General features: G+C 51.9%; 2 protein-coding genes. Both read left to right on the top strand.

Annotation, left to right across the window (positions count from 1 at the left end):
* The first annotated feature begins 502 nt into the window (after positions 1–502).
* Positions 503–1,012, top strand: a complete 510-nt coding sequence (locus ACKFKF_RS34920; RefSeq protein WP_446871920.1) for a hypothetical protein — start codon at positions 503–505, stop codon at positions 1,010–1,012.
* Positions 957–1,838 (top strand): reverse transcriptase domain-containing protein, encoded by an 882-nt coding sequence (locus ACKFKF_RS34925; protein ID WP_446871921.1) that lies wholly within the window; start codon positions 957–959, stop codon positions 1,836–1,838. Before ACKFKF_RS34920 ends, ACKFKF_RS34925 begins: the two co-directional genes overlap by 56 nt.
* Positions 1,839–1,938: the final 100 nt, after the last annotated feature.

Genomic DNA, 1,938 nt, shown 5'->3' on the forward strand with positions numbered 1-1,938 from the left:
GTTGTGTACGCCCAGCATGGGTGTGATCTAATGGGGTGAAAGTCCCCTGTGGTGGAACCAGCGTCCAAATGAACCTAAAAGTTCCGAGCGACGATAACCACTAGCTTAAGGCAAGGGTACTCTCGCGAGGGAGGGTCTGGAGGAAGCCAGCGGCAAACCGACGAGCCGACGAACAGAAACGTCATAGAAGGCTGAGACCTCTGGGTGAGTTGGCACAACACAACGAAACCCTCGGTTCAAGGGGCACAGTAAATGACGCGGTTGCGGCGGGACAGATCATGCTCTTATCTGGGGAGGTCTGCCTAACGGCAGTTTGAGGAACTAGGGGAGTCGGACTGAGGGCTGTCTGGAAACGGATAGAGCACCCACCGAACCCTACGGTGGCTCAAACAGCACAGCGAGTAGCAATACTTGATGGGGAGTTAGGCAGAAGTCAGCAGAGTCCATAGTAGTTCCCCCCGTGGGAGCGAAGGGACAAACATGAACGAACTAAGGAGGAGCCATGAACAACTCAAGCTCATCAATGAACCCGGATGGGGGAGATGATGCTTGGCGTGCGGACATCCAGCCAGCCTTAGACAACCTGATGGCACGAATCTTAGAGCGCGACAATGTGAAACGAGCCTGGGAACGAGTGAAATCGAACAAAGGGTCACCCGGCAGTGACGGGATGACCTTAGAAGATTTTCCTGCCTATGCCCGCGAACATTGGCAAGAGATTCGCCAATCCCTGCTTGATGGCAGCTACCAACCCCGTCCAGTACGACGGGTGGTGATTCCTAAGCCGAGAGGCAAGGGAGAGCGAAAATTGGGGGTTCCTTGTGTCGTAGACCGAGTGATCCAACAAGCCATCTTGCAGGTACTTACGCCAATCTTTGACCCAGCGTTTTCTGAGTCAAGCTATGGCAGCCGACCTCACCGTTCGGCTCATGGAGCAATCCAACAGGTAGAAAACGATGGTCAAAGCTGGATATCGGATTGTGGTGGACTTAGATCTGGAGAAATTCTTTGATACAGTCAATCATGATGTTTTGATGTCCCGCGTGGCTCGAAAAGTTACTGATAAGGTGCTTTTGGGGTTAATTGGTCGTTACCTGCGAGCCGGGGTACTGGTCGGAAGTACCGTTGAACCGACCGAATGGGGAACACCCCAAGGGTCTCCACTTTCACCCTTGCTGTCCACTATTCTTCTAGATGATTTGGACAAGGAGCTAGAAGCGAGAGGGCATCGCTTTGTTCGCTATGTCGATGATCTAGTGATCCTAGTCAAAAGCAGACGAGCAGGGCGACGAGTGATGGCAAAAATCAGCCGTTACTTGACCCAAAAGCTGAAGCTCAAAGTGAATCGGGAAAAGAGTCGAGTGGTCAAGATTGAGGAGTTGAATTATCTCGGATTTACGTTCCGAGGCATTCGTATCTTCGCCTCTGACCAAGCTTTGCAAGACTTCAAACACCGATTGCGCGGCTTCACGTCTCGCAGTTGGGGAGTCTCAATGAGCGAACGTTTCGAGCGCTTGAACCGATATCTACGGGGGTGGATGAACTACTTCGGCATTTCTCAGCACTACACCCCAATCGAAGAGTTAGATGGGTGGTTAAGGCGACGGATTCGCATGGGCTACTGGAAACAGTGGCGCAGACCGAGAACGCGCATTGCCAACCTACTCAAGTTGGGCACCAGTAAGCGTCATGCGATTTTGACAGGCATTAGTCGTAAAGGCTATTGGCGGTTGTCAAAGACGTTGGCGACGCAAACGGGAATGACGAATGAGTGGTTGGAACAGCAGGGATTATTATCGATTGTGCAACTTTGGAAGAAAGTCCAAGGTTACGCTTAATCATCAGTGTTTGTTTGCTCATCTTCATGAACCGCCCATTGCGGACCCGCATGATGGGTGGTGTGGGAGGGGAGAGTTAATTGCTCTCCTCGACCCGATT

It is taken from the genome of Phormidesmis sp. 146-12 (assembly GCF_052939495.1).

Bases quoted from the DNA above. Each gene is read 5' to 3' on its own strand.
- ACKFKF_RS34920 (WP_446871920.1), top strand. From the start codon at position 503: ATGAACAACTCAAGCTCATCAATGAACCCGGATGGGGGAGATGATGCT.
- ACKFKF_RS34925 (WP_446871921.1), top strand. From the start codon at position 957: ATGGTCAAAGCTGGATATCGGATTGTGGTGGACTTAGATCTGGAGAAA.